Source organism: Paenibacillus sp. HWE-109 (genome assembly GCF_022163125.1).
Lineage (GTDB): Bacteria > Bacillota > Bacilli > Paenibacillales > NBRC-103111 > Paenibacillus_E.
This window is the reverse complement of record NZ_CP091881.1, coordinates 6,148,878-6,175,573: the sequence shown is the minus strand read 5'-3', so window position 1 is coordinate 6,175,573 and position 26,696 is coordinate 6,148,878. Positions and strand designations below refer to the sequence as shown.

The window sequence follows — 26,696 nt, the reverse complement described above, 5'->3', positions numbered from 1 at the left end:
TTCCCTGTGAACGGAATTTCCAAACATTTTACTAACAAAATGTTAGTGAATTAGATTGACAAATCCTCGAAATAGTATGATAATAATAAAAGTTAATAACATTTAGTTAGTAACGATTGAAGTTATAGTTAATTCTGTTTCGTGATTTTGGGTGAAATTATTATTTATATAAGAAAGCGGAGGAGAATCCCTATGAGCAACTTTTTAACAGCAGTGAAAGAAAGACGTACGTTTTATGGTTTAAGCAAAGAGGTGGTCGTTTCCAACGATCGCATTCAAGAAATCGTGAACGAGGCTGTGAAGTATTCCCCAACATCCTTCAATTCACAAAGTGCGCGAGTGGTCGTTCTATTCGGTGAGCAATCCGATAAATTGTGGAACATTACGAAAGAAACGCTGCGCAAAATCGTGCCTGCGGACAGCTTCGCGGCTACGGAAGAAAGAATCAACAGCTTCGGCGCTGGTTCCGGTACGGTTCTGTTCTTCGAAGATCAAACGGTGGTTGAGCAGCTTCAGGCTCAGTTCGCAGCATATGCGGATAATTTCCCGATCTGGTCCAACCAATCTTCCGGTATGCTGCAATTCGTTGTATGGACGGCCTTGGAGCAAGAAGGTCTCGGAGCATCCTTGCAGCACTATAACCCACTGATCAACGACGAAGTTGCCCAAACGTGGAACCTGCCAAGCGAATGGAAATTGATTGCCCAAATGCCGTTCGGCAAACCAACTTTCGTGCCTGGCGACAAAGAATTCCAACCGCTTGAAAGTCGTGTGAAATTCTTTCAATAAGAAAAGCTGAGCACCGCAATTATAGAGAACCTAGCCGCCACAGGCTGGGTTCTTTTTGAGTTGCCTCGATTGTCTCTTTCGGAGGGAACTGCAGTGCGCTGTTTTTGGGTTAGTTGACGTCCACCGCGGGCCTCATTACTCTTTGGAGGTTTTCGGTCTTGAATGGCATCTAATGAACTGTAGGATGCTTATCGACGAGAAAATGGCTGCTTTGGAGATGTAATGAACTGGATTGGCGTTACTCGGTACTTTGTTGGCCGAATTAGTATCAATAGCTTGAAATAGCACATCTGGCATTCATTAGATTTTTAGAATGAGCGATTTTGGCCGAATAAAGGGTATTGAGTTCGTAAGGAGGCTTGCGAAGGTGCATGTACTTGAAGACTTATCCGTAGGATAGGAATAAAAAAGGATCAACCAGAAAGAACTGGTTAACCCTAAAATACGAATGGGAAGCTTAGATGTGGGAACTTAATCAAAAGATAACAATCACTTTTGAGGGCTCAATCCATGATGGTGAACATTCTACTTGGCCTTCTCCTGATTAACAACAACTGTCCCCCGCACTGTCGTATTTAGCCACCGATCTCCTGGTTTTCGTATGTACTTTGCAAAGACGTAGGACTTTTCTTGATTAACCAATCACCTGAGCTAATTCGAAAATATTCCCCCACGGATCGGCGAAAAATGCGAGGCGGCGATGGATGGCCTCCAAGTCAAATGGCACCCCGATGAGGGTAACCCCTTTTGAATCCAAATAAGCAATCGCTTCATCCACGTCGTTCACGGTCATGCAGAGGTGATGGTAACCGGCTTTATACATACTGCTGTTAATATCATGGTAAATAGAAGCGTCATTGACCTCTCCGTCTCCAATAATCTCAAAGTAAAAGGAGTCGTCATGGGGTGGAGCGACATAAGCAAGGTGCAGGTCTCCAAACGGCCATTCTTGAATGACGCGGAAGCCAAGCTTCTCCACGTACCAGCTCTTTGCAGCCTCGTAGTCTGGTACACGGATGGCGATATGATGACCTTTCAGTGACGTGATCGGGGTGGCAGCAGAATCCTGCCGAAGGTTAGAGTCGGGCATGTTGTTTCCTCCTTGGGTTCAATAGGACTAGACTTCGTCTGGATTACATGTATAAATGTACCAGATGAATGCACCCTATACTTTGTTCGGAGGTCCAAATCTGTTGTTCATTCAGCTCAGGGTTAAGATCATCAGAGCTTTGGCGGTTGTTTAAGTGCGGAAGGTGGGATTCCGAATCTCATCTTAAACACTTTGGAGAAGTGTGAGACGTTCTCAAAGCCCGTTGAGAAGCAAATTTCAGTTACGGATAAGGACGAATGGATTAGCATTTCTTGTGCTTTATCCAATCGGCGATTTCGTATCCACTGGAGTGGGGAAGTATTATAGATCGCTTTGAAATCACGTTTGAAGGAGGATAGGCTTCGGCCAGATAAGTAGGCGAGATCATGCAAGGTTACGGGGTTTGTGATATTCGCATCAACGACGTCCTTGATGCTTTTTCGTTCTTGGCACTTAATCTGAGCAAGCTCAGACAGGAAAATATCATTTCTATCGGCTATGCCAAATAATAATTCTAATAACTTCACCTTAACCAGCCCATCTCTAATCCGTTCCGGTTCATTGAAATACGGTTTCAATGATTCCAGATAGCTGAAGAGTCTATCATCAATCGTATGCACAGATATCGGAGCCGGTATCCTGGCTGCTGAAGTAGGAGTATAATCTGCTAGTTTCATAAACTCGTTAATTAATTCGTCTTTTAAGAAGAACATCATATAGTTGAGTACATAATCGAGGTTGGATTCCCCGCTTTTTTCATATTGGAACGCAATGGATTTATGGATCAGCACCATTTCATGCTTGTTTACCGTATGCACCTCGGTTCCAAACCGTACGGTATACATCCCTTCAATTACGAATAAGAGCATATGGTCTTCTAGAAACAACGTGCCGGTGGCGCCTTCTGTACGTGTGCAAGATTCAATGGCAGACAGTCCACGCATTCTCAATATTCTTTGTTGATGGGTTGGTGTTTTGATTAGAATCCGAGGTATTTTTGTTAATTTATTCATGGATACAGCCAATGGACATGACTCCTTAGGATGATATTTGTAGACTATACTTAGATATAAGTTTTGGAAACGTTTATTTTACCATGCTAATTCTTTTTGATGAAGCCTTTTCCTTCAGTTCCAAAATATAGTTTTGTCAAGGACAACAAATGAAAACGGCAGGGGAATAGCAGCCAGCCAATAATGTCCTGTTGATTCCGTGCCGAAGATTATTTGGCTTAACTTGTGGATTACAAATAATTCGTGAGAACGATCAAACCGCTTGCTGTTCCTCATCGTTTACTTCATTAGAAACGTTAAGGAGGAATAGCAAGCATGAAAACTATCAAAAAAGGTATCCTGTCTTTCTTTGTGCTAACAGGCCTGGTGGCGGGGGCGACAGCCTTCTCGGCAGCGGCAGCTGAGCCGCTTAAGGTGAAATCCGAAACAGATCTGGCTGGGGATCTGGGCATTCTCCAAGGTGAGGGAAGTGGTCTGACGGCGGAGTACTTGAACAAATCAACGACGAGATTGCAAGCCGCGGTCATGTCATTACGCTTAAAAGGATTGGAAGCAGACGCATTAGCCTATAAAGGGATGGCCAGTTTCCAAGATGCAAGCCGTGTATCGCAAGAGAATCAAGCCATTCTGGGCTATTTGAAAGACCATCCGTCGTTAGGCTGGCAGGGTACGGGCGATGATAAATTTGAACCATTAGCCGCTATTACTGCGCAGCAATACTACAAGGTACTGTTGGAATCTTTAGGCTATATGCAAGGAACGGATTTTGACTACGCGGGTGTCATCCCCTTTGCTGGCAAAAATGGCTTATCCCAAATTGCCGATGTCAAAACATTCAAAAACCTACATATTGCAGCAGCAACCCTCGAGGCGCTCAAGGCACCTATCAAAGGAACTACAAAAACACTGGGTACTGATCTGGTTGAAAAGGGTAAAATCAGCGCAAGCAAGCTGGATGCATTAGCCAAACCAGCGCTTTCCTTGAAGCAAAGCAGTACGCTAGGCAGTTATCTAACGGATGATAAGGGCATGACACTGTACTATTTTAGTAAGGATGTCGCGAATGTTAATTCCTGTGTGGAACAATGCTTGACGAATTGGCCTATCTTTGGCGCCCATGATTTCACAGTTCCTGCTGGATTCAGCGCAGCGGACTTCCAGATCTTCACTCGGGCTGACGGCAAGGAGCAGGTGACTTACAAAGGATGGCCTTTGTATTACTTCATTAAGGATCAAAAACCGGGAGATACAACAGGAGATAATGTCGGCAAAGTCTGGTTCGTGATTAAACCTGCGAATGGCGGCGTAGCCTTGGGCACCAAAGCTGAACTGGGCAATTATTTGACGGATGCGAGCGGTAGAGCGCTTTATTATTATGACAATGACACCAAGGGCGTCAGCAATTGCTCAGGTAAATGTTTGGAGAAATGGCCTGTCTTTGCTAACGCTGCGATTGCTGCGCCAACGGGTGTTAATTCTGCTGATTTTGGCACTTTAGTTCGTGCGGATGGCAGCGTGCAAACAACTTATAAAGGATTTCCGCTTTATTACTGGGCTGGTGATACGAAGATGGGTGACACTACCGGGCAGGACGTAGGCCATGTCTGGTATGTTATTGATCCAGCGAAATTTACGGGTACGAAGGCTGCCAATGCGTCTGTTAAAACAAGCAAATCCGATGCTTTAGGCACCTATTTGGTCGATGAGAACGGGATGGCTTTGTATCTGTTTACCAAAGATCTTGCAGACCCGAATTCATGTGTGGGACCTTGTTTGGTCAACTGGCCGATTTTCTATGATGAGAATCTCACCGTATCTGCTGATCTCACGGCCAGTGATTTCGGAGTTCTAACGCGTACTGACGGAACCAAACAAAGCACCTACAGAGGTTGGCCACTGTATTACTGGATCAAGGATCATAACCCTGGCGACACCACGGGACAAAATGTAGGCAAGGTCTGGTTCGTCCTTGATCCGTCCAAAATCACAGCGAGATAAGGGATGTCTAAACCATTATTTCATCGCGCTCCGACCTGCTGAATCGTTCAGCGGTGTTGGGGCTCTTTTTCTATAAATCTATTGCCAAGACATCTTGCTGGAGATAAGGTAGAAGGTAATACAACTTTATTTCGACTCGGGGTGTGCTGGCTATGCGCAATCGAACGGATGGGGAGCTGATGAAGCTCGTCATGGGAAAAAACCATCTGGCTTTGGAAGAACTCTATGATCGCTACGCGAAGCTTGTTTATTCCTTTGCGCTCAAGTCGATGAAGGAAGAACAGGCCGCGCGCGAAATTGTTCAGCTTGTTTTTACACGCCTATGGACCACGGAAAAAGGGTTCGACGCAAGTAAAGGCGCCTTCGTGAATTGGGTGATCACGGTGACCCGCAATATCACGATTGATTATTTAAGGCAGAAGCGGAAACTGGATCAAGTCATCCGTTTTGAGCCCAAAGAATGGGAAAATGAACTTGTTTCTGGTGATCCTGATCCAGATTTGATCATGACACGTAAGTGGATAGGAGAACAAATTCACGAAGCGTATGTCCATCTAAGCGAAAGCCAGATTCAATTGATTGACATGATGTATTGGCAGGGTTATTCGCTGAGCGAAATCGCAACCCGGATGAATGAACCGCTGGGTACGATCAAAAGCCGGCTGCATCAATGTTTAAAAATACTGAGGAAGCATCTGACAGCTGTGAGGGAGGGATGACGTTATGAAAGAACATGAAACGGTGGACTGCGGTTACTTGGTCAACTATTTGACAGGCGACTGCACGGAATTGGAGCGCGCGGCTTTCGAACGGCATCTGCGAACTTGTGTCACATGCCGTGAGGAGTTAAGCGATTTACAAGAGGTTTGGCAGGCGCTGCCTTTTGAGATGGAGGAAGTGGAAGTTCCTGCTGATTTGAAGCAGCAGGTGATGCAGTCCATTATTCAGCTGCCGAGTGAAGTGGAGAAGCTGAGTGAGGTGGTGAGACCGGCTGAGGCGGAGAAACGGAGCGAAGTGGAGAAAACTGGTGAAGCGGAGAAACCAACTGAGAAGCGGACGAGTGTGCCGGAGCTGACACCAGAGATGACACCAAGTCAGACACCGAGTCAGCGGGCGAAGCGATCCTACAATTGGGTGTACGGCGCAGTTGCCGCCATGGTATTGGGACTCGCTGTAGGGATGTGGTGGAATGATCGTCAGAATCAACCGAACCTCGCAGCTAATCCTGGCTTACAGCAGCCGGCTGAAATTGTGCGCACCTTCCAGCTGAAATCGTTCGAAAGCACATTGCCTAACGCTTGGGGGACCGCCTATGTACTGCAAAATGGCGATGTCCACAACGTGGTCATCAACGTGCAAGGACTCAAAACTACGCAAGGAGAATCCGCTTATCAGGTTTGGTTCAACCGCAGCGGAAAAAGATACAACTGCGGCACACTCCGCGTAGATGAGAAAGGCACGGGCGTGCTGACGTACAGCATCCCTGTGAAAGTAAAGGACTTTCAAATCGATTCCTTCGGCATAACGCTTGAACCCGATGCGAATGGCTTGCAGCCACGCGGCAAGAAAGTCTTGGGGACAACGTAGGCTAGGCTGGGAGCTAACACGACTTTTTCGTGATGACAATCACGGGGGAGTCGTGTTTTTTTAGTCGCGGGGTTCTCGACACTCGAGGAACTACGTGCTTTGTTAAAAATTGATTAAAATTCCTCCAATAGAAGTTATTTAATATTACATATAATGTTAGATATTTTTTGTAATTATCCAATCTATCAAGTATGATAATTTAATAAAGCGTGGGAACGATGGAAGAAAACGTAGCGGAAGGGGCAGTGTGATGAAAAAAAGGTACAAAAAACAACTACTTTCTTACTTTCCTCTCTTTTTATTAACTATATCTGTCATGGTGCTGCTTGGTTTATTTGTCGTCTCCGACATTTCACGAAAAGAAACCAGAAAGGCGAATGGCATCTCAGCCGCTTATGTATCAGATGCGATGTCGCGTTCCTTGACGGAAATTCAGAATACTTTGCTGAGAGAATTGACGACGAATGCCTCGATCAAGCAATTTGTTGATCATGACAAGCGGCAGGCCGGTGATGAAGGCTTGCTGCTGTATAATATAACTGAAACTTTGAATGCACTCGTGCTGAATAATCACTTGATTCATTCTATTTATATGTACCGCGCCGATGATAACTTAATTATTAAACAAAATCAGAAGGATACCCTCGACACCTTTCCAGATAAAACATTTATTAAACAAATGTGGGAGCATTCCCAAACGGAACGATGGTCGGATGTGAGAATCATTCACGAGCGGAATCCAAACGTGGATATTCCTGTCATTTCCCTGGTGAAAAAGCTGCCGATTCCGTTCGGAAATCAAGGGATTGTTGTCATTAATGCCGATGTTCGCGTCCTGCAGGAATATCTGGATACCTTTAGTGATCATAAAGTGACTTTTATGCATGTCGTCAATGCCCAGGGACAGGTGGTGATGTCTTCTGACCCGGGAGGCATCAACGTTGAGTCGAAGAATGAGGAAGTTCTCACCCAGATTCGCATACCGAATACAGGATGGAGCATTCAAAGCGGCATTAGAGCTGGGCAATTATTTGCGTGGGTATCCCTGATTTCGTATGTATGGCTTGCAGCTGGCATCGTGACCATTGTGTTCTTGCTCGGATATCTAATTTATATCTCCAAGCGCAACTACCGCCCAATTCAGCTCATGGTGAATAAACTTGATTCTATACAACTGCGATTTCTGCCGGCTGGCCGCAGTGTGGATGATTTATCCTTCATCGGGCAAGCAATGGAAGGCTTGATAGAAACAACGCATCACTATGAACAGCTGCATCATAAGAATCTTCTTGTTCGGCGCAGACAACTGTTCATTGAGTTAATGTACGGAACAGGATCCATATCGGAAGAAGATTGCAAAGAGGGTATCCCTGTCTTTGAAACTAGACGTTCCTACACGAATCTAGGGGTTATCGCCGCAGAGATAGAACAGTATGAGGTTTTTACACAGGATCATGTCAAAGAGGATCAGAAAGTGCTTAAACTGGCGCTGCAAAATATATTGCAGGAGTTCTTTGGTAGCCGCTTGTCAGTCTGGAGTGAGTGGATCGATGAGCAGAGAATTGGCATCCTTTATGCGATGGAGGCGGGGGAAGAGTTGGGTGCATCCGAACTCGTAGGTCTTATTGAATGCAGTCAGCAATGGATCGAAGAACATTTTGGCATTGTTTTTGTGTTTGCGGGGGGCGCCGTTGTCCAAAGGTGGTCTGAGATAGACGTGTCCTATCAATCGGCTAGCCATGCTTTGAAGCATAAGCTGACACGCAATCACAAAGCGTTGATTATGACGGACCATTTATCCGGTCGTCCTGCGACGGAAACCTATAACTATTGGCCTAAGGCAGCCGATATCGCCAAATCCTTTCGCCTTGTACAAGATGGCTGGCGCCAGCAACTTACCGAGCTTTTCAGCGATTTCCGGCAGTACGTTTTGCGGGATAAAGATATCACAATGGTGTTAGAAACGATGATTAAGCTGCTTGAGCGGGAAATTAGCAATGGCATGGGTTCCTCCGATAGTATGCGAGTGGCTTGGGAACAGTCTAATTTACAGCAAATTGTAAAGGATAGTGCGACTTTGGGTGAACTTGAAACGAAGCTGTCAGCTGCGCTCAATGAATTGTACAGAACCTATGTGTCTGTATGTGAGGCGAATAGCTATCAAGCTGTCATTATCGAGATGCGGAATTACATTGAGGAGCATTTCGAAGATCCAGACCTTTCTCTCAAGCACTTGAGTGACAGGTTTGGCATAAATGGAAAAAATGTCAGTCATATGTTTAAAGAAGCCTTTGGCATGAAATTTGTCGATTTTCTTATGGATTTAAGAATCGGTAAAGCGAAGAAATTGCTGACGGAGACTGATTTGGCACAGATGATGATTGCCCAGCAGCTTGGCTATTCCAACTCTATAACTTTTGGTCGTATGTTTAAACGAATTGTGGGCGTAACGCCAGGGGACTATAGAAAAAAGCATGAATGAAAGCGATATTTTTAAAAGAATCAACGGTCTGTTAAACCTACGTTTAGCAGGCTGTTTTTTTACTTTGAAAATGATGGAAGATTAGATGACATGGGAGAGTCAGAAAAAAGTTTATTGCATATTTAAAGTGTGTATAGCGGGTTAGAATGGCAAAACATGTGAGTTTATATGCCGGAAACTAGTTTATTGATCGATTTGACTGGTGAATGCCATACTGAAGGTGTTCCCGGCCGGAACGAGGGTTACATAACAGGGAGATAGGGAGTTGTACGTTATATGAACAATCGCAGACTTGTTAAACAAGCAGTCCTCATGCTTTCATTAATCAGCGTATTATCCGCATGCTCGAATTCATCCAATAGTTCGGACGTCAAGTCTGGCAAAGAAACAGATAGGCCAGCTAAGAAAGCGACATTGAAAGTGGAGATCTTCGATCGCGGCAACTCGCCGTCAGGTTTAACTGTCACCAACAATTTATTGACGAAGTATGTACAGGATAATTTCGGTACGCCGAATAACATTGACGTGCAATTCATCCCGGTTCCTCGTTCGCAAGAAGTGCAGAAGCTGAATGTTCTGATGGCCAGTGGTGACGATGTGCCTGATATTGTCTTTACGTATGATTCGGGCACCTTTTATCGGTATGCGCAGCAAGGCGGTTTAACGGATATGACAGAACTTCTAAACCAGCAAGGACCTAATTTGAAAACTTATTTGGGTGCCGAAACACTGCAATACGGACAAGTCGAGGGCAAACAATACTCGCTGCCAGGCAAACGAATTTTCTTGGGTAAATATGCCAACTACATTCGGAAAGACTGGTTGGATCTGTTGCAGTTGCCGGTTCCAAAAACAACGGACGAATTGTATACAACATTGAAAGCTTTTAAAGAGAAGGACCCAGGTAAAACCGGCGGTAAAACGATACCGTTCGGTATGACCATAGCCCCTGCTCAATATGACCCGCTGCTCTGGTCTTTCATCAAGCCGATGACAGAGGAGCAGGCCTACACGCTAACCCAGCAGTTGGGTTCGAGTGATTATCCGGTGCTTCTGCCAGGCTTCAAGGACGCGCTTAAGTATATGAATAAATTGTACAACGAAGGCCTGTTGAGCAAAGATTTTGGTCTGGATAAGGACAAAAAACAGCTTTCGCAGGATACCATCGCAGGAAAAGTTGGCTTCTTCAGTGAGGATATTCCGAATATTTACGATAAAACAGACGGTGTATATGCTCCGCTTCAAAACAACACGCCAAGCGCTGTGCTAACGCCTGTTGATCCGTTCACGAACTCAGAAGGCAAACATGCGAAGCCTGCATATTCTCCAACCGGATTGTACATCATGATTCCAAAATCCAGTAAAAGTGCGGCTGAGGCAGTCAGATATCTGGACTGGATGTCGCAAAAGGATCACCTCTTTTATATGCAAAATGGGGTAGAAGGCGAGAACTTTAAGTTGGTGGACGGCTTGCCGGTTGCCTTGGATACGCCTGAAGCTGCTAAACGCGTTTACAACTTCGGTGATATGGCGATTATCGCGAATGGCAAAGATCTCGGAGATTCAAAGAAAAACATTGATATTATGACGACGGCGCTGCCGGACAAATACAACAATGATGCGAAGCAATCCTTTACAATTTCGTTGGCAGACACGATCTCGCCCAAACGATTTGATAAAGTGATTGAAGCAGAAGCGAAATACGGCACAACATTGCTGGAGAAATACAAGCAACTTTTAGTGAAAACTGCAATGGTCAAACCAGATGAGTTTGATAAAACGTATGACAGTATGCTGGAGGATTACTTGCAAAACGGTGGTCAAGCGATTCTGGATGAGCGCAAAACAGCGTACGCCAAGAAGGGCAAATAGCGGCAAGAGTGTTAAGAAGGGCAGGGATGCTTCCCGCTCTTCTTCGCTCTCGCGGATTAAGAGGAGGGGTAACGGGCATGAACACGATGACGAAATACTGGAATAAGAATTGGCAGCTGTACCTTCTGCTTGCATTACCTCTATTGTTTTTTGCAATCTTCAAGTACGGTCCGATGTATGGCATTCTGATTTCTTTCAAAGAATTTAATTTCTTTGAGGGGATATCCGGCAGTCGATGGATTGGGTTTGCTGCTTTCAAAGAAGTTTTTCATATGCACGATTTCTACATCACACTGCGCAACACCCTAATGCTGAATTTCTTGGACTTAATCGTCTCTTTTCCAGCGCCGCTGCTGATTGCCATCATGTTATATGAATTGAAGAAAGAATGGTTCCGCAAATTATCGCAAACCGTGCTCTACATTCCCCATTTTATTTCCTGGGTCATTATTGGGGGGATTGTCTATCAACTATTCGGAACGCAGTCTGGGGCTGTAAATAATGTCCTGAGTCTGTTTGGCATAGACGCAATTCCATTTCTAACGGATAAAAACTATTGGTTGAACACCTATCTATTAACGGGAGTGTGGCAAAGCGCCGGGTGGGGAACGATCATTTATCTCGCTGCTTTGACAGGTATCAACCGCGAACTGTTCGAAGCCGCAGAAGTGGATGGCGCGGGGAGATTCAGACGCATTTGGCACATAACCTTACCAGGCTTGCAGCCTACAATTCTCACTTTGCTCATCATTAATTTGGGTAATATGGTCAGCATCGGCTTTGAGCGGCCGTTTGTGATCGGCAATGTCACGGTACGTGAATATTCGCAGGTATTGAGCACGTTTGTTTATAATATCGGTTTGGAATCCGGACAGTATACCCTCGCGACTGCGGTTGGTTTATTCCAATCTGTCGTAGGTCTCATCTTTGTGCTTGGGGCTAACTACGTATCCAAAAAAATGACGGACCAAGGTATTTTATAACGGGTTGGAAAAGAAGGGGAGTTGATTTCAGCTATGAGTGCACAACGCGCCAATCGATGGTTTGACATAACGAATGTTGTCCTGGTTACTTGCTTAGTTCTAATCTGTTTAGCGCCGTTTATTCACATTCTTGCGATATCGTTCAGTTCAAATGAACCCATTATGGCAGGCAAAGTTTCACTGTATCCTGTTGATTTCACCTTGGAAGCGTATGCGAAAGTGTTTCAGAACGATTCTATGATTCGCTCTTTAGGTTTCACGATTGTGCTTACCTTGCTGTATACGGCACTTTGCATGCTGATGACGTTGGCGGCAGCCTATCCACTATCGAAAAACTCGCTGAAAGGCGGCAGGTTGTTCATGTTTTTCATCGTGGTGACGATGTTTTTCAGCGGCGGCTTAATTCCTGAGTACATTCTGGTCAAAGATTTACACTTAATGAACTCGATGTGGTCGTTAATCTTGCCGCAATTGATCAATCCTTTTTATCTGATCATTTTGATTTCTTTTATTCGGAGCATACCGGAAGGCTTGGAAGAAGCTGCGCAAATCGATGGCTGTAGTCCGCTGCAGACGTTATTCCGAATTATTCTGCCATTGTCGATGCCGATTATCTCAACCATCAGCTTATTCTATGCAGTTAACCGCTGGAATGGTTTTACAGATACGTTATTTTATATTACAAAACCAGGGCTTTACCCGCTTCAATTGAAGCTGTATCAGTTGATCATGAACAATATGGCGACGGATATGATGCAAGCGGAAGGTGCCCAAATGCTTCGTATGACACCGGAAAGTTTGAAGGCGGCAAGTGTCATGTTCGCAACACTGCCGATTCTGCTTGTGTACCCTTGGCTGCAGCGCTATTTCGTATCTGGCATCATGGTAGGCGCAGTGAAAGGTTAGCGAGCATCCAGAAGGAGGCAAGAACATGCATCAATCGAAGGGTGAATACTCATTTTCTACCTGCTGGAACATTAAAAAACATACGGTAGGACGCGATATGATCGAAGAAATACGTTCCCTCGGCTTTCGCCGTGTGGAACTGAACTATAATGTCAATCAGGAGCTGCTTGCGACAATTGAGCCTATGATTGAGCGCGGAGAAATCGGCGTCTCCAGTGTGCATAATACATTCCCGCACGTACCAAATCCCGATTATGGCACGGACTCGGTGCTGCTTGGATTTGACGATGAAACGAAGCGCGGCATGGCCATCGAGTTGCTGATTCAATCCGCTGAGTATGCGCACCGCTATGGCGCAAAGGCGGTTGTTGTTCATCCCGGTGAAGTGCCGTTCGACTACAACATCGATGAGGTATTAAAAGGATTGTATAAGGAGAAGGGCCGTGAATCAGACGCCTATCAGATGTTATGGGCGGAAATGATGGAACGGCGCGAATCGCTGAGCGGACATTATATGAACCGCATCGTGGAAAGCTTGGAGCGCGTATGCAACCATATCGCGCAGAAGGGCTGGAAGATTGCGATCGGAATAGAAACGCGATCCCGCTGCTATCAGATGCCGACGCTGCAGGAGGCTAACACGATGATAGACCGGCTTGCCGGAGCTAATCTAGGTTTATGGTACGACATTGGCCATGGCATGATGATGGATAGAATGGGTCTCTATGACAATGCCGCAGAAGTGAACGCGATGCTGGAGCGGGTTGTTGGTGTTCATATTCATGAAACGATTGGACTTTCTGATCATTGGTGCCCTTATGTGCACAGCGGGGATATGCTTTTCTTTGATCGATTTCTGCCTGTTATTCAAGCAGCGCCGATTAAAGTTTATGAGTTGAAAGCCACTTGCGATCCGCAATCCATTGAGCTTAGTCATCGATATATGACTGAACGTATGGCGAATTTATCAGCTATGAGCCAATAAGGAAAGGAAGATCGCAGCATGCAGAGTCCCTTGTCATTTTCAACGTTGTTCAAGCTGCGTGGGCTATATTTGTTCACAGGGCTGGCGGGTGGCTCGCTTAATCCGTATATCACTACCATTTTTGTAGATGGCGGTTTAGCCAAAAGTCATATCGGAATGATGATGTCGCTTGCCTCCCTAATTGTACTGGGCGCGCAATTATTCTGGGGGCGACTGGCTGATCGCTATCAAATGACCAAGTCCATTTTACTGCTTAGTCTAGCTGTGCCTGCCCTCTTGTCTATTTTGTATCAGACACCATCCATACTCTTGATGACCGCTGCTTATATGACCGCTATTATTTTCACCGCTCCGCAGGCTCCCATCGGTGATGCTTTTGCAGTATCAGCTGCCAGGGAGGCTGGTTCCTCCTATGGCTCCATTCGCAGCTTTCAGAGTGTTGGCAATGCCTTGGGCGGTTATGGAGCAGGATTCTTTTTATCCTATTATTTACCGAATCAATTATGGATACCCTTTCTGTTCATAAGCTGTTTGGGCATTTTAATGGTGCTGGTTTTGCCTGAACAAAAGGAATATCATGTCAAGAGCACGCCGTTTGTCAGTGGAATGGGGGAACTTTTTCACAATAAACGTTTCGTGCTGTTCTTGGGCGCCTGTTTTCTTGTGAATCAAACCTTAACCGCGTTTAATACGTATTTTGTCGTTGTTTTTAAAATGGTTGGTGGCTCCTATGCCCTATCGGGCGTGGCGCTGATGATTGCGGCTTTCTCTAATGTACCATCTATGTTTGCGGCTTCCTATGTCATTCGGCGTTTGGGCAATGAGAAGACTATGTTGCTGGCTACGCTCGCCTATATGGTGCGTTGGGCCATTCAATATGTCTTTCCCATTCCGAGTGTGATGGTTGCGGTACAGGTGCTGCAAGGATTGTCTTTTGGCCTTTTTTACGTTGCTGCGGTTGAATATGTCTCCCGGATTGTTCGTAAAGACATGCAAGCTACAGGTCAAAGCATATTTAATATGATTTTTGTTGGACTAGCAGGAATTGTTGGCAATATGTTGAATGGCTATTTGTTGGAAAAGCTAGGCCCATCTTCGATGAATTTGGTCTGTACGCTTAGTGCGCTGCTTGGAGCTATTATGCTCAGTATTGTTGCTTATGGCTTCAAAGTTAAGGAGAAGAACGCGCAGCATGAAGCTGAACTAAGGAAACGGTATGCGGCTTTTGATATAGGCGGTACAAGCGTCAAATATGGTGTTGTCCGTGAGACTGGTGAAGTGGAGTCAAGCGGTACGTTTGCAACGCTGGATTCGCCTAACAGCCAGCATTTCATGCGACGATTAGTGGATAAAATAAACGAGCTACAGGCAGGTAATCCTCCGCTTTCAGGTGTTGGAATCAGTACGGCAGGGATCGTAGATGATGCTGGTCTTATTGTTGGCGGCATTGAGAACATACCTTGGTTAAAGGGGGTTAATCTCAAGTGTGAACTTGAACTTCTAACTAAATTGGAGACGAAGATTACGAATGATGTGAATGCAGCCGCTCTGGGCGAGGCTTGGTTGGGTGCCGGGAAAGGGGAAAAGTCATTTTTCTGCATCGCATTAGGTACAGGGATTGGCGGAGCGCTTGTTCTGGATGCCAAGCTGTATAAAGGTGCTCATTTCCGCGCTGCGGAAGTTGGCTACATGCACATGAATCTTATGCATACGAATAATTACGAAACCAGAGCATCTACTTCTGCGCTTGTGGTTAAGGCAGCTGCAATACAAGCGGACCAAGGAATGAATGTCGCTGTCAATGGCAAGGTTATTTGGGAGGGCTTCAAAAAAGATGAACCTGTCTGGGTTCAAACCGTTGATCTATGGATGAACGAGGTTGCCAAAGGCATTTCCGATCTCATCTATGTGTTGGACCCCGGTTTGATCATTGTCGGCGGCGGTGTTTCCGCTCAAAAAAACGTGTTGACTGACCTTCTCGCTGCCAAAGTGTCCGCTTATCTAACGGACGACTTCAAGGGACTGACACGAATCGTACCTGCGCTTTGCGGCAATGAAGCGGGAATGCTGGGTGCTGTCTCTACATTTATTAATCCGAATCCTGGGGAGGAAGGGGCTTTAAAACCATGAGCCATACGTTAAAAGAAGAGATAACCGATGACAAACTGTACTTAATTGATCATGCTTTAGCAGATATGGATGTCTATTATGATGCTGATATGCAATTGTTGTGGGATAAAGATGACCCTGATCGGCATTATACGAGAGGGAGCGCCCATTATGCCTTGGGACTGCTCATTCGTGATAACCCGGGAGACTTCGAACGAGCATGCGATGTGATTACTAAAGTCATGGATATGCAATATGATTGCCCGGAAGAGATTTATCATGGTACTTTCCGCACGTCCCCTCAGGATCCGCCTCCTCCTCTGGGCAACTATCCTTGGAAAACATTCGCTCCGGGATTTGCTTATTTTTTGGACAGCTCATTGGACAAAATATCCAATCAGCTAAGCAATCTACTGCCTGAGCATGCAGTTATAAAACAACATTTTCAAACTGCTGTCCAGCAAGTTCTGCCTACTGTGTGGAAAAGTTATGATCCCAATTGGCGCGAGTTCATCGCATGCACCTTTGCGGTTATTTTGGCTCATTTTGAACAACAATTGCCCACTAACCTGGTCACACGTATGGATGACTGCATGGTCAAAGCGGTTGGCGCGTCCATCGATCGCCGACTATCTGACACAATACCGATGAATTCGAACATTGAGCTAATGCATATCTTTATTTGTGATTATTATGGACATCACTTTAACCGTCCGGATTGGATCACTCACGCGGAACTGGAAGGTCGGAAGTTTTATGATGCTTTCAAGGAATTTGGCACGTTCGCAGAGTTCAATACAACAACCTATTACGGGGTTGATCTTACTGTATTAGGGCTTTGGAGAACCTACGGCGAATCCCTGGATCTGAAGCGAATTGGCCTTGAGATGGAGCATGAACTCTGGGCAAATATTGCTTTATTTTATAATCCTAATCTCGAAAATTTATCTGGCCCCTTTGCGCGTGCCTATGACATGGATATGAGGGCTCACAGCTCTATAGGAGTGTTCATTTATCTTGCCCTAGGGGAAGGCTATGAATATCTGGCCGACATCAATTGTGAATCAGAACATGATCCGATGATTGCTTTGGTTGGTGTAGATGTTCCGGAAGTAATTAGAACCGCCTTGCGTACATATCAAGGAAACCGACTGGCGGTGAAGTCGTTTAGGGAGCTGTGTGAGCGCAATGATCCACGTAATAATATGAATTTGTGCATAGCATCGGCATGGATCGAGGAAAAGCTGATGATTGGCGCCATGTCCGGCAGCCGGAATACGAATGGTCAGATGCATCCGGCCACGATTCACTGGATGACGGATGGCAAGGAGAAATATGATCTGCGATTAATTCGCCGTGAGCAGGGCGGCAGTTGGAACTCCCATCTGAGAGGGATTACCTTCGAAGCTCAAATCAAGGGCAAGCAGCTAGTGATAGAGGTCAGTTTGGACACGCAGGTGGACATCGAAGTGATCTTTGAGGTTAGAGGGCAAGGACTTTCTTCGGAAATGGTGAAGCCGGATTCCTGGGTTTTTCCGGGGTTGACTTGCAACGTGGTGCAGGATGCTCCTGTTCCTTCCGTCATTCAGGCAGAGGATCGTCTGGAGATTGTTTATTTGTTTGAGTCGCAGCATGGCAGTCGAGTTATGCGCTTTTTGCTGGACCTTGTATAGAAGCAGATCGGCAGTAGATGTTACCGTGAAACCAGATTAGTCACAAGGTCTCGCGCTTTCCCAAGGGAAAAGCCGGGACCTTTTTGCTTTTTTGGCTACATTCGCACCGGACGCGCAGATTACGCGTCAAGAAATGGCAGCGATGGTGGTACGCGCCTATAGCGTGAAATCGAGCAAGGATATCCCGACAACTGGCGTGAAGCCGGCCGGCTTTGACGATGCAGGCAGCGTGGCGCCATGGGCGGCAAGCTTCGTACAGTCGGCCATAGAACTGCAGTTGATGCGCGGCCGCGTAGACACCGATTTCGCGCCGATGGGCATCACGACTCGCGCGCGCCGAGAGTGCGCAGGTGTGCTCAACTTGCTGAACGTCGGCAAGCCATAAACCTTTCATGTAGTTCTTTTTAACTAGACATGGTAAGATAGATGAGGAATATTTTACAAATTTCTACAAAATAGTAGGGGGAGTAGCCTTGTTTAAGAAGATGATAAGTTTGATTGCCATTACATTGATGCTTTGGCAATTTGGTTCTGTCGTATACGCCGAACAAAAGGTAGAGATTAAAGAAAACGGGGAAGTATCATTTGAATATCTTACGGTACTAGGGGAAAAAAAGTCACTTGACATGACAGGTGCCATCATCATAAAAGACGGGCGCCCTATGGTTCCAATGTTCGCATTAGAACGATATTACCATTCCGACAGTGCATTTGAATTGTTGACTACACAGGAAGGCAATGTAGTTTCGGTTCTAGATCTTCGCAATGAAATTAGGTATCAGATGAAAGTGGGTTCCAAGAAAGTAAATGTACTTGGGAGTGATGAAGTAAAACTGCGTGAAGAGACATTATCGACGGAGGTTTCTGTCCATTTGGAAGGAGATAATGTGTATATCCCGATCGATATTTTTCAGTTATTGGGGTATGAAGCTGCTTTGGTTGGAGAGAAGAAATTGAAGATCAATTTTGCACAAAAGGCTAACGGATCTAACGGAACTAACGCAACTGGATCTGCAGCCAATAGCTCCCCGACGTTATATCCAGTTAAAATAGGGAGACAATACGGCTTTATGGATCAAGTTGGAAAAGTCGTGATAAAGCCTCAATTCGAGGAAGCAGGAGAGTTCGCAGAAGGTTTTGCTGCTGTGAAAGTGAAAGGAAACTGGGGGTATGCAGATTTAACTGGTAAAATTGTCATTACCCCCGAGTATCATTCTGCTTCTCGTTTTTCTGAAGGCTATGCGATCGTAAGTAAAGAAGACCGGGATGGTATTAAGTTTGGATATATCAATTCCAAAGGGAAACAAGTCGGAAGTATCATGTATGAATTTGCATTGGCCTATAAAGAAAATTTTGCTCCAGTTGTCACGGGCACTCATTTTGCTTTTCTAAATCGAGATGGCCGTATCCAAATTTATAAATTTCACGATGATGCGGGCTCATTTTCAGAAGGTTTAGCGAGAGTGAAATTAAATGGAAAATACGGGTATATCGATAAAAAAGGGGAGGCCGTCATTCCTTATCAATATACGAAGGCTACGGATTTTGCCGGGGGACTCGCTGCGGTAAGTATAGATAACAAGTGGGGATACATAGATAAAGAAGAGAATCAAATCATTAAAGTGCAATATGAAGATGCGACCCCTTTTTCTGAAGGTCTTGCAGCGGTTCAAACAGGCGGAAAATACGGGTACATTGATTCGACCGGAAAAACGGTCATTTCACCTAATTTTGAATATGCTGGAGCCTTCAAGGCAGGCTATGCTCCTGTGAAAGTACTCGGTAAGTGGGGGTTTATTGATCCAAAGGGCACTGTCGTCGTTAGTCCTAAATATGAGTATGCGTATGAAGTATCCGGTACTTTATTTCATGTAAAAGATGCAGGGAAAACGCTGTATTTAGATCAAAAAGGGAATCCCGTTAAACCGTTAAATGACAATGGTAAAGAGATTAATCTTGTTTCTGTCGCAGGGAAGGTCATTGAGGTTAACGGTACTATTTTAGATCTGGACGTACCACCCGTTCTGGTTGAAGGGAGCACACTAGTACCTCTTCGTTCCATATTAGAGAGCTTGGGTTTACATTTGGAATGGAATAGTGAGACCAAAACCATTAAGGCGACGAAAGATGGCACAAATATGGTCCTGCAAGTTGATAATCCGGTTGCAACCGTGAATGGCAAATCGGTTACTTTGGCGGTTTCACCCAAAATTATCAATGGTGCTACCCTGGTTCCGATTCGTTTTATTTCTGAAAGCGTTGGCGCTCAAGTTGACTATGAGTCCTATCAACCTACGGAAGTAAATAACACGGCCTTATTAAATGGTTTAAATCCTTCCTTTGCAGCTAAGCTTCGTGTTTATGGGGAAGCTTCGGACACCTTACTGAGAGCGCATGAAGGGAATTCTGGGAATCTGGAAGCAGCCACGGCCGTGTGGGAACAGGCAGCAGATAATCTTGTCCTTATCAAGGATGCCTTACTTAAGGATATGCATAGAAATTTTGATGCTATCACGAATGCAGCACCCAATGAGGCTGATAGTTATTTGCAGCAAGCTATGCTGATCGAAGAGCTTGGTTTGTTATACGAAGATAAAAATTTGGCCTCCGAAGCCGAAATGCTAGCTGTAGAAGCTGGAAAAATAGATCAGAAAGCTTTGTTGTTTTATCGCTTGTTTATAGCAGATCTTTCTGAGGATGCTAAAGAGAAATCTAAGCGATATGCAGAAATAGCCGCTGTAAATCCTTACATCGTGTTAAATCATGTGCAGAAAAATGGGAATTACTATGATGCTGGAGAAGCATTTAGTCGTAGTGAGAGTTTACAGGATTACGCTATATTTGCATTAAAGAAAGCAGCATCTTCAGGAGATGAAGGTACAAGAAACCAAGCAAAGAAACTGTTGAAAGATAAATACAAAGTGCAATTATAAGTCTATTTTTAAATAGAAAAAAGCAAAAAAAGGCCTAAGCATATATGCTTAAGGCCTTTTTAACTTAAAGCCTCATAGATATGGTTCGCAGCAGCAGATAGCGGGGTGCTTTTTAATTTAATAATTCCAATTTTCCTGGCTGGTATAGGTGTTTCTAACATAATCTCATACAGATTTCCATCCGCTAATTCCTGCTGTACGAACTCTTTGATGGCACAGGCGATGCCGAATCCATTTCTGGCAAATTCAATTAATAAATCAACACTTCCAAGTTCAATCTCAGGCTTGAGCGGCAAGCCTTGCTTCTCTCCGAATTGATCCAGATAAGCCCGGGTGCTGCTGCCTTTCTCAAGTAAAATGAGGGGATGTTCGAGCAGCATTTTCAGCGAAATCGGTGCTGCTGCCAGATGCTTGTAGGTTTCTCCTGCTAGAAAGCAGTCATGAATAGAAAGGCTTTCCTGAATGATAATTTGAGGGTCGGAGAGAGGCAGGTTCACAATGCCTAAGTCGATTTTACCCTCTTTTAGAAGCGCAATCGTTTCCTTTGTCGTTCTATTTGTTACTTGTATTTTTACTTGTGGGAAGGATTCGTGGAACTTTTTGAGATGGGGCAGCAGAAAATGTTTGCAAAGCGTGTCCCCCGCTCCAATTCTGACTTCACCATAGGCAAGCTGATGCATGTCCGCAATTTTTCTTTCCCCATTTTCTATAAAATGGTAGGCCTGTTCAATGTACGCAAAAAGCTCCCGTCCTTCCACCGTAAGGGTCACGCCCCGCGGAGTGCGGAAAAACAATTGTCCACCTAATTTGGCTTCCAACTGTTTAATGGAATGCGTGATCGCAGGTTGGGTAACATATAATTCTTCCGCTGCGCGGGATAGGCTTCCTGCTTTGGCTGTCACGTAGAAGACTTGATACAGCTCCATATTGTGAATCATCGTTTAGATCACCCTTGTAACATCAATGTAGTTTATATCGAATATTATTTATATTAATTTTTCTAATGCATTCGAAGTAAGTATACTTGATCGTAGGAAGTCATTTCAACGAAAAGGTGTGAAGAAATTGACAATTACAGCGATTGTAGGCGCAAATTGGGGCGATGAAGGAAAGGGGAAACTGACGGATGTTCTGGCTGTTCATTCTCCGTATGTCGTAAGATATCAGGGTGGCAGCAATGCGGGGCATACGATCATTAATGATTACGGCAAATTTTCGCTGCACATGCTGCCATCGGGCGTTTTCTATCCGGGGACTACGAATGTGATTGGTCCAGGCGTGGCGTTAAACATAAGGAAATTCCAACAAGAGCTTCATGAATTAATGGAGAGAGGGGTGCCTGCGCCCAAAATCTGTGTTTCTGACCGGACACAAGTCGTAATGCCTTATCACATTCAATTCGATGAATTAGAGGAATTGCGTTTGGGAGACGGGAAATTTGGCTCAACGAAACAGGGAATTGCTCCTTTTTATGCAGATAAATATGCCAAGATCGGGATTCAGGTTTCGGAGCTATGGGATGAAGAGTTATTGAGGGGAAAACTGATAAGAGCGTTGGCATCCAAGAATGTGCTTCTTACGCATTTATACCATCAGGCTCCCGTGGACATCGATCATCTGATGGAAGAATTAAAGGAACAAGCAGCATTTCTTAAACCTTATGCGTGCAATACCACAGTTCTTTTGCAACAAGCTCTGGCTAAGGGGGAAACGATACTGGTAGAGGGTCAGCTGGGAGCTCTGCGCGATCCGGACCACGGGATTTATCCGTATACGACATCCTCGTCGACATTAGCTGGTTATGCTGCTGTAGGCGCAGGTGTCCCTCCCTATGCCATCCAAAAAGTGCTGGCTGTGACCAAGGCCTATTCAAGCAGTGTGGGCGAAGGCCCCTTTGTTTCAGAGCTTCAGGGTGAAGCCGCTCAGGAACTGCGCAAACGAGGTGGAGATGCAGGAGAATATGGCGCTACAACCGGCAGGCCGAGGCGTGTAGGATGGTTTGATGCCGTTGCAACCAAGTATGGCTGCCAAATACAAGGAGCTACAGAGGTAGCATTAACGAATTTGGATGTTTTAGGTTACTTGGATGAAATACCTGTCTGTACGAATTATCGCATTGATGATGCGTTGAGCGCAGATTTCCTGAGCACCGAGCAATTGCAGCGGGCAGAACCCGTCTATGAAACTCTTCAAGGTTGGCAATGTGACATCTCCCATATCCGTTCTTTCGAGGAGCTGCCGACTGCTGCTCAGAATTATGTGCTCTATATTGAAAAATTAATCGGTGTACCGATAAAATGGGTATCCGTTGGCCCGAAACGTGAGCAAACTATCGAAAGGTAAGGCCGCTGTAATTCCTTATCTAATTCGTAAGGGCTATCCCCAAGGTCAATTTGACCTTTGAGGATAGCCCTTTTTTTGACAAGTATGACATGTGTCTTATTTCCCGTCCCTAACAAATGCCTCAATTCGCTGCTTAATCGCCTCGCGGACCGCGCGGAACTGTGCGGTAATTTCTTCCTCAGTTCCTGTTGCTTTAGCTGGATCGTCGAAACCCCAATGCCAGCGAATCGCTGTATCATTATGCACGACAGGGCAGTTATCATTGGCATGTCCGCACAAAGTAATAATATAGTCAGCTTGACTTAAAATCTCCGGATCGATGACATCCGAGGTATGGTGCGAAATATCAAGGCCATCTTCCAACATGGCAGCTACAGCTCTGGGGTTTAACCCGTGAGCCTGCAGCCCGGCACTTCTGACTTCGTAGGCATCCCCGCCCAAAGCCTTCAGATAGCCATCCGCGATTTGACTCCTGCAAGAATTTCCTGTGCATAGAAAATAGACGATTTTTTTGCTCATAGAAACCACTCCTTTTATGAAATAATTTTTAACCACACATATAAACCCGTTAACGTAATAAACAAAGTGGGGACTGTAAGAATGAAGCCGATTTTAAAATAAGCCCCCCACGTAATAGTAATCCCTTTTTTGGAGAGGACGTGGAGCCATAAGAGGGTGGCGAGTGAGCCAATCGGCGTAATTTTGGGTCCCAAATCGGAGCCGATGACATTGGCATAAATCAGCGCTTCCCGCATGATGCCCTCGGTTTGTGTACCATGAATCGCCAATGCGTCAATCAAAACGGTCGGCAGGTTATTCATCACAGATGAAAGAATGGCAGCGAGAAAGCCCATTCCGACAGTTGCCGCAAATAACCCTTGTTTGGCGAAGAGTTCTATCCAGTTGCCAAGCGCGTCGGTTAAGCCAGCATTTTTCAACCCATAAACAACGACGTACATCCCGATGGAGAAAATAACAATCGTCCAAGGAGCTTCTTTTATGATTTTCTTGGTTTCAATGGCTTTGCTGGAACGGGCAATCAGTATAAAGAATAAGGCTGCCGCTCCAGTTAAGAAGGAAACAGGCACTTTTATAAACCCGCTTAGGAAGTAAGCAGCTAACAAAATCGCCAGAATGACCCAGGAGAGTCGGAAGAGCGCGATATCTTTGATGGCGTCTGCTGGCCGTTTAAGATCCGAAATCTCATAATGGGTGGGGATCTCTTTTCTAAAATATAGATACAGCACAAGTAAACTTGCTCCTAGGGAGAACAGGCTTGTGACGATCATACGGCTCGCATAGGTTACAAAATCAATGCCGAAGAAGTCAGCAGAGACGATATTGACTAGGTTGCTGATCGTAAACGGAAGGGAGGCTGTATCCGCAATAAAGCCGCTCGCCATAATGAAGGGAAGAATCATCGGATTTGGAAATTTCAAAGCGCGAGCCATAGCGAGTACGATCGGTGTCAAAATAAGCGCAGCGCCATCGTTGGCGAATAGGGCAGAGACCGCGGCCCCCAGCAGGATGACATAGACGAACATGACTTTGCCGTTCCCTTTGGCTAACCGGGCCATATGTAGAGCTGCCCATTCAAAGAAACCAATGTTATCCAGGATGAGTGAAATGAGGATAATGCCGACAAAGGCTAAAGTTGCATTCCATACGATCCCTGTTACGGTCACGACGTCCTGCAAGCTAACAACTTGGCAAAGCAAGGCAAGCAAGGCTCCAGCCGACGCTGACCAGCCTATGCTGAGACCTCTTGGCTGCCAAATCACAAAGAAAAGTGTAAGTAAGAAGATGATAATAGCCAAATAAATCATAGGTTCCTCCTGAATGTTAATCGCAGCAATCTCCCTGCTCGCAAGATATAGCAGTAGGCATGTTCGGCGTAGGCAAAGTTTGCAGCAATTCATGCAGATAAGGCTTATCGGCGATAGCTAACGAATAATAAACCCACTGTCCACGCTTCGCTTCCTTCACCAACCCGCCAGCTTTTAATTTTCGCATATGTTGACTGACATTGGGTTGACTTGTTTGCATGATGTCGACGATTTCGCAGACACAGAGCTCGCGTTCTCGGAGCAGAGTGAGAATCGTCAGCCTCATTTTATCGCCAAGCAGCTTGCAGATATCGGCCATCTTTTCAATTTCCATCTTAAGGAACACGCTCCTTCCAACTCGTAAATTAGTATATAATTACTTGATTATATAAGTCAATATAAAAGAACCTCGAACTCCCAAAAGCATGGAGTTCGAGGTTCAATTCCTACAGGGCGCGCATCCGATTATTTCTCGGATTATGCTCTACTTCCGCAAGCTGCAGCTCCTCCAATAAGGGAGGTATGTACATGCCAAAGCGGCCGCGAAAGCCTTTTTTCAGCCCATACCAGCCACCGACTGGATTCTCCGGGGAGCGTCCCCAGCTTTCTACCGTGCCTTCTTTGGCAGGTTTCTGCTCATCCGCGCTTCCTAGCTCGATCCAATCTCCATGCTGCTTGAGCATCGTTGTTAAATCTTCGATACAGCGATAGTCATAATGCAAAACAGTTTTCCCTACGGTACAGACGAGGATGGCTTTACCATCCTTCTCGTCCTTGTACATCTCATACTCCGACGATTGCGGCGGTGTCTTTAATTTCCATGGATTCTCTTTGGTGCCCAATTCTGTAGACATGATGTCGCTCCTTTATAGAAATAATTTATTGTGAAAATGGTAGTAATATTAACCATTATATGGTGAATAATGTTACTACCAACAATATAGAGGGGGCAATGACTTGGATTTTGTACCCATAACCCCGTTTGAGCCCATTAGTACGGAAGAATTGCCTTCGGGCAATCATTTAACTAGCCAAATCAAATGGGATGGGGTGAGAATGTTATTATACTACGACGGAAGTACGACCAAATTAATAAATCGCAGATGCAATGAAAGAACATTGCAATATCCTGAACTAACCCATCCGCAAGATTTCTGCTCAGCCAATTCTGTTATTTTAGACGGAGAGATTATTGCGCTTGCTCAAGGAAAGCCCTCGTTTTATGAGATTATGAGACGCGACAGCGCTAGAAAAACAAGTACAGTGACTAATGCCATGCGTCAGGTGCCCATAACTTATATGATCTTTGATATCCTTTACTGTGATGGGGATTGGCTGACGCACTTGAGCCTTAAAGAGAGACAAGCCGTCTTGCACAAAATGATTAAACCTAGTCAGCAAGTTCAATTAGTTGCTAACCATTCAGACATTGAAGCTCTATTTCAAGTAGTGATACAGCATGACCTGGAAGGGATCGTCATCAAAGACTTGAACAGTCCTTATTTGATCAATGGCAAAGATAAGAGATGGCTTAAAAAAAAGATTTTTAAAGATCTATTCGCCGTCGTTGGCGGCGTTACGTACAGGGATAAAATAGTGAATTCACTTCTGCTGGGTTTGTACGATGATCAAAATCAGCTATGGTACATTGGTCATGCGGGAACTGGCAAACTTACAATGAATGACTGGCAGCGTATAACCGAGAAAGTTCAAAGCATTCGAACAGATGAACGCCCCTTCATCAATGAACCCGAAAGAGCAAAAGAGGCGATATGGATTGAACCCTCAGTAGTTGTTAAAGTGAGTTTTTTGGAATGGACCCCAAATATGACGCTGAGACACCCAAGTATTCAATCTTTCGTTCAGCTGGATGCTAAGGAGTGCCTTCTTAGTCAGAATTAAATCAGAGGGGTGCTGTTCCGAAAGGTAACTAGACCTGAAGAAGCAGCGCCTCCGTTTCGGCAAAATAAGAGTCTCTGGGAGCTTCTATTTGCGCAAAAAGGAGTTGTTTTTCACGAATAGAAGTCTCTGGAGACCCGTATCGTCAGTGAAACACGCAAAAACACGCTACACAAGTAGCAATAAGAGTCCCCGGGAGCTCCTATTT

22 protein-coding genes are annotated in these 26,696 nt (G+C 45.1%); 15 read left to right on the top strand and 7 right to left on the bottom strand.

All coding sequences use genetic code 11. The features are described from left to right. Nucleotides 1-192 precede the first annotated feature (192 nt). A complete protein-coding gene (locus LOZ80_RS26375; protein ID WP_238167450.1) occupies nt 193-789 on the top strand; it encodes a nitroreductase family protein in 597 nt (198 codons plus the stop codon). A 634-nt stretch (nt 790-1,423) separates the two neighbouring features. On the opposite strand, the gene LOZ80_RS26370 is transcribed toward LOZ80_RS26375, so the two are convergent. Together LOZ80_RS26370 and LOZ80_RS26365 are read right to left on the bottom strand one after the other, a co-directional pair. Continuing rightward, entirely contained in the window at nt 1,424-1,879 is a 456-nt protein-coding gene (locus tag LOZ80_RS26370) for a VOC family protein (RefSeq protein ID WP_238167449.1), read from the bottom strand. Between the two features lie 131 nt (nt 1,880-2,010). Beyond that, nucleotides 2,011-2,904, bottom strand: coding sequence for a helix-turn-helix transcriptional regulator (locus tag LOZ80_RS26365; protein WP_238167448.1), 894 nt, complete (start codon nt 2,902-2,904; stop codon nt 2,011-2,013). 303 nt (nt 2,905-3,207) lie between these two features. Between LOZ80_RS26365 and LOZ80_RS26360 the strand changes: the two genes are divergently transcribed. The 12 genes from LOZ80_RS26360 to LOZ80_RS26305 all read left to right on the top strand — a co-directional run bounded on the left by LOZ80_RS26360 (nt 3,208) and on the right by LOZ80_RS26305 (nt 20,420). Next, nucleotides 3,208-4,890 carry a hypothetical protein gene (locus LOZ80_RS26360; RefSeq protein ID WP_238167447.1) on the top strand — a complete coding sequence of 561 codons (1,683 nt, stop codon included), beginning with the start codon at nt 3,208-3,210 and terminating at the stop codon, nt 4,888-4,890. Between the two features lie 152 nt (nt 4,891-5,042). Then, entirely contained in the window at nt 5,043-5,609 is a 567-nt protein-coding gene (locus LOZ80_RS26355; protein ID WP_189018268.1) for a sigma-70 family RNA polymerase sigma factor, read from the top strand. A gap of 4 nt (nt 5,610-5,613) precedes the next feature. Then, a complete protein-coding gene (locus tag LOZ80_RS26350) occupies nt 5,614-6,477 on the top strand; it encodes an anti-sigma factor domain-containing protein (protein WP_238167446.1) in 864 nt (287 codons plus the stop codon). A 250-nt stretch (nt 6,478-6,727) separates the two neighbouring features. Further along, nucleotides 6,728-8,959, top strand: a complete 2,232-nt coding sequence (locus LOZ80_RS26345; RefSeq protein WP_238167445.1) for an AraC family transcriptional regulator — start codon at nt 6,728-6,730, stop codon at nt 8,957-8,959. A gap of 276 nt (nt 8,960-9,235) precedes the next feature. Further along, nucleotides 9,236-10,831, top strand: a complete 1,596-nt coding sequence (locus LOZ80_RS26340) for an extracellular solute-binding protein (RefSeq protein ID WP_238167444.1) — start codon at nt 9,236-9,238, stop codon at nt 10,829-10,831. A 77-nt stretch (nt 10,832-10,908) separates the two neighbouring features. Next, complete coding sequence (locus LOZ80_RS26335) at nt 10,909-11,814, top strand: ABC transporter permease (protein WP_238167443.1); 906 nt, start codon at nt 10,909-10,911, stop codon at nt 11,812-11,814. 33 nt (nt 11,815-11,847) lie between these two features. Further along, nucleotides 11,848-12,720, top strand: coding sequence for a carbohydrate ABC transporter permease (locus tag LOZ80_RS26330; RefSeq protein ID WP_238167442.1), 873 nt, complete (start codon nt 11,848-11,850; stop codon nt 12,718-12,720). Nucleotides 12,721-12,745: 25 nt separating this feature from the next. After that, the gene (locus LOZ80_RS26325; RefSeq protein WP_238167441.1) at nt 12,746-13,705 is read left to right on the top strand and encodes a sugar phosphate isomerase/epimerase family protein; all 960 of its coding nucleotides are present in this window, start codon (nt 12,746-12,748) and stop codon (nt 13,703-13,705) included. 18 nt (nt 13,706-13,723) lie between these two features. Then, complete coding sequence (locus LOZ80_RS26320) at nt 13,724-15,835, top strand: ROK family protein (protein WP_238167440.1); 2,112 nt, start codon at nt 13,724-13,726, stop codon at nt 15,833-15,835. Beyond that, entirely contained in the window at nt 15,832-17,487 is a 1,656-nt protein-coding gene (locus LOZ80_RS26315) for a DUF8769 domain-containing protein (RefSeq protein ID WP_238167439.1), read from the top strand. Before LOZ80_RS26320 ends, LOZ80_RS26315 begins: the two co-directional genes overlap by 4 nt. 91 nt (nt 17,488-17,578) lie before the next feature. Beyond that, on the top strand, nt 17,579-17,872 hold the full coding sequence (locus tag LOZ80_RS26310; RefSeq protein ID WP_238167438.1) for an S-layer homology domain-containing protein: 294 nt from the start codon (nt 17,579-17,581) through the stop codon (nt 17,870-17,872). Nucleotides 17,873-17,960: 88 nt separating this feature from the next. Continuing rightward, nucleotides 17,961-20,420 (top strand): WG repeat-containing protein, encoded by a 2,460-nt coding sequence (locus LOZ80_RS26305; protein ID WP_238167437.1) that lies wholly within the window; start codon nt 17,961-17,963, stop codon nt 20,418-20,420. Between the two features lie 59 nt (nt 20,421-20,479). On the opposite strand, the gene LOZ80_RS26300 is transcribed toward LOZ80_RS26305, so the two are convergent. Beyond that, on the bottom strand, nt 20,480-21,358 hold the full coding sequence (locus tag LOZ80_RS26300) for a LysR family transcriptional regulator (RefSeq protein ID WP_238167436.1): 879 nt from the start codon (nt 21,356-21,358) through the stop codon (nt 20,480-20,482). 127 nt (nt 21,359-21,485) lie between these two features. Here LOZ80_RS26300 and LOZ80_RS26295 point away from each other — a divergent pair, with 127 nt between their 5' ends. Then, nucleotides 21,486-22,763: an adenylosuccinate synthase gene (locus LOZ80_RS26295; protein WP_238167435.1), complete on the top strand. Its 1,278-nt coding sequence runs from the start codon at nt 21,486-21,488 to the stop codon at nt 22,761-22,763. A 96-nt stretch (nt 22,764-22,859) separates the two neighbouring features. On the opposite strand, the gene arsC is transcribed toward LOZ80_RS26295, so the two are convergent. The 4 genes from arsC to LOZ80_RS26275 all read right to left on the bottom strand — a co-directional run bounded on the left by arsC (nt 22,860) and on the right by LOZ80_RS26275 (nt 25,443). Next, a complete protein-coding gene (arsC, locus tag LOZ80_RS26290; RefSeq protein WP_238167434.1) occupies nt 22,860-23,282 on the bottom strand; it encodes an arsenate reductase (thioredoxin) in 423 nt (140 codons plus the stop codon). 14 nt (nt 23,283-23,296) lie between these two features. After that, nucleotides 23,297-24,589: an arsenic transporter gene (locus LOZ80_RS26285; protein ID WP_283214707.1), complete on the bottom strand. Its 1,293-nt coding sequence runs from the start codon at nt 24,587-24,589 to the stop codon at nt 23,297-23,299. A gap of 16 nt (nt 24,590-24,605) precedes the next feature. Then, a complete protein-coding gene (locus LOZ80_RS26280; RefSeq protein WP_238167433.1) occupies nt 24,606-24,923 on the bottom strand; it encodes an ArsR/SmtB family transcription factor in 318 nt (105 codons plus the stop codon). 112 nt (nt 24,924-25,035) lie between these two features. Next, nucleotides 25,036-25,443, bottom strand: coding sequence for a DUF6855 family protein (locus LOZ80_RS26275; RefSeq protein ID WP_238167432.1), 408 nt, complete (start codon nt 25,441-25,443; stop codon nt 25,036-25,038). A gap of 103 nt (nt 25,444-25,546) precedes the next feature. Between LOZ80_RS26275 and LOZ80_RS26270 the strand changes: the two genes are divergently transcribed. Beyond that, nucleotides 25,547-26,491, top strand: coding sequence for an ATP-dependent DNA ligase (locus tag LOZ80_RS26270; RefSeq protein ID WP_238167431.1), 945 nt, complete (start codon nt 25,547-25,549; stop codon nt 26,489-26,491). The last annotated feature ends 205 nt before the right edge of the window (nt 26,492-26,696 follow it).

What these genes read in the sequence shown, in the direction of transcription:
- LOZ80_RS26375 (WP_238167450.1), top strand. Translation starts at nt 193, where the DNA reads ATGAGCAACTTTTTAACAGCAGTGAAAGAAAGACGTACGTTTTATGGT.
- LOZ80_RS26370 (WP_238167449.1), bottom strand. Translation starts at nt 1,879, where the DNA reads ATGCCCGACTCTAACCTTCGGCAGGATTCTGCTGCCACCCCGATCACG.
- arsC (WP_238167434.1), bottom strand. Translation starts at nt 23,282, where the DNA reads ATGAGCAAAAAAATCGTCTATTTTCTATGCACAGGAAATTCTTGCAGG.
- LOZ80_RS26325 (WP_238167441.1), top strand. Translation starts at nt 12,746, where the DNA reads ATGCATCAATCGAAGGGTGAATACTCATTTTCTACCTGCTGGAACATT.
- LOZ80_RS26300 (WP_238167436.1), bottom strand. Translation starts at nt 21,358, where the DNA reads ATGATTCACAATATGGAGCTGTATCAAGTCTTCTACGTGACAGCCAAA.
- LOZ80_RS26350 (WP_238167446.1), top strand. Translation starts at nt 5,614, where the DNA reads ATGAAAGAACATGAAACGGTGGACTGCGGTTACTTGGTCAACTATTTG.
- LOZ80_RS26330 (WP_238167442.1), top strand. Translation starts at nt 11,848, where the DNA reads ATGAGTGCACAACGCGCCAATCGATGGTTTGACATAACGAATGTTGTC.
- LOZ80_RS26320 (WP_238167440.1), top strand. Translation starts at nt 13,724, where the DNA reads ATGCAGAGTCCCTTGTCATTTTCAACGTTGTTCAAGCTGCGTGGGCTA.
- LOZ80_RS26275 (WP_238167432.1), bottom strand. Translation starts at nt 25,443, where the DNA reads ATGTCTACAGAATTGGGCACCAAAGAGAATCCATGGAAATTAAAGACA.
- LOZ80_RS26340 (WP_238167444.1), top strand. Translation starts at nt 9,236, where the DNA reads ATGAACAATCGCAGACTTGTTAAACAAGCAGTCCTCATGCTTTCATTA.
- LOZ80_RS26360 (WP_238167447.1), top strand. Translation starts at nt 3,208, where the DNA reads ATGAAAACTATCAAAAAAGGTATCCTGTCTTTCTTTGTGCTAACAGGC.
- LOZ80_RS26285 (WP_283214707.1), bottom strand. Translation starts at nt 24,589, where the DNA reads ATGATTTATTTGGCTATTATCATCTTCTTACTTACACTTTTCTTTGTG.
- LOZ80_RS26315 (WP_238167439.1), top strand. Translation starts at nt 15,832, where the DNA reads ATGAGCCATACGTTAAAAGAAGAGATAACCGATGACAAACTGTACTTA.
- LOZ80_RS26345 (WP_238167445.1), top strand. Translation starts at nt 6,728, where the DNA reads ATGAAAAAAAGGTACAAAAAACAACTACTTTCTTACTTTCCTCTCTTT.
- LOZ80_RS26335 (WP_238167443.1), top strand. Translation starts at nt 10,909, where the DNA reads ATGAACACGATGACGAAATACTGGAATAAGAATTGGCAGCTGTACCTT.
- LOZ80_RS26280 (WP_238167433.1), bottom strand. Translation starts at nt 24,923, where the DNA reads ATGGAAATTGAAAAGATGGCCGATATCTGCAAGCTGCTTGGCGATAAA.
- LOZ80_RS26355 (WP_189018268.1), top strand. Translation starts at nt 5,043, where the DNA reads ATGCGCAATCGAACGGATGGGGAGCTGATGAAGCTCGTCATGGGAAAA.